This is a genomic window from Thermogutta sp., assembly GCF_014359955.1.
Taxonomy (GTDB): domain Bacteria; phylum Planctomycetota; class Planctomycetia; order Pirellulales; family Thermoguttaceae; genus Thermogutta.
In genome coordinates this window covers 1-1,068 of record NZ_JACIYL010001096.1, presented here as the reverse complement: position 1 = coordinate 1,068, position 1,068 = coordinate 1, and the positions used below count along the sequence as shown (strand labels likewise).

Sequence of the window (1,068 nt, the reverse complement as noted above, 5' to 3'; positions counted from 1 at the left end):
TCCTAAGACTTCTATTTTGGTAAGGATAACAACACGACCCATGTGTTGAAGTGGAGGCAATCGGATGTCACTGAAACGATTTCTTTTCTCCTCCTGTCCTCTGGTCGCGGTTATCGCCGGGATCAGTTTTTCCAGCGGCCTGGTAGCCCAGCAGGCGAATGATCCGTCGAGGCAACCGGCGGGCGCACAGGGCCAATTAAGGATTGCCGATCGATCTGCTCCCCAGGAAAACGCGGTCGTAGAACACCCCCTGATGCCTGCCATCCGCTGGGCTTATCAGGGGCTCCAGGATATACAGAAAATTCAAGATTACTCCGCGATCATGGTCAAACGCGAGCGGATTGACGGAAAGTTGAACGATCCCGAGTATGCGTTCGTCAAAATCCGGCATAAGCCGTTCAGTGTTTACATGTATTTCCTGGAACCGGCCTCGGTAAAGGGACAGGAAGTGATCTATGTGGAAGGCGCCAACGGAGGCAAGATGTGGGCCCATCCCGCAGGGATCCGGAACAAGCTCATCGGCACGGTCTCGCTTGATCCCACAGGGCCGATCGCCATGCAAAATAGTCGGTATCCTATCACAGAAATCGGGATCCTCAATCTGGTTCGCCGGCTGATTGAGGTGGGTGAACAGGATATGAAATATGGGGAGTGTGAAGTCAAGTTTTTTGAAGGCGCAAAAATTAACGATCGCACCTGTACATGCATTCAGGTGGTGCATCCGGTTCCGCGGCGTAACTTCCGCTTCCATCTCGCTCGCATCTATGTGGACACCGAATACAACCTCCCGATCCGTTATGAATCGTACGACTGGCCAACGGAGCCGAATGGCCCACCGCAGCTTATCGAGGAGTACACTTACCTGAATATCAAGCTCAACAATGGCTTCACGGACATGGACTTTGATATTCGCAATCCGAATTATGACTTTCGAGTCAAAGACAAAGAGGAACAGTAAGACTTTCGGCAGACTCTCGGCTGACGAGTTGTGCAGTCAGTCTCCCGACTGCCTCATTTTTGCAAAAAGAGCGTCTAACACGCGCTTCGCCCGGGCGTAAATGCCCGGGC

General features: G+C 52.4%; 1 protein-coding gene. It reads left to right on the top strand.

What is annotated here, in order from left to right; translation table 11 throughout:
* The first annotated feature begins 64 nt into the window (after positions 1-64).
* Positions 65-958 carry a DUF1571 domain-containing protein gene (locus tag H5U08_RS19615; RefSeq protein WP_297037108.1) on the top strand — a complete coding sequence of 298 codons (894 nt, stop codon included), beginning with the start codon at positions 65-67 and terminating at the stop codon, positions 956-958.
* Positions 959-1,068 lie beyond the last annotated feature (110 nt).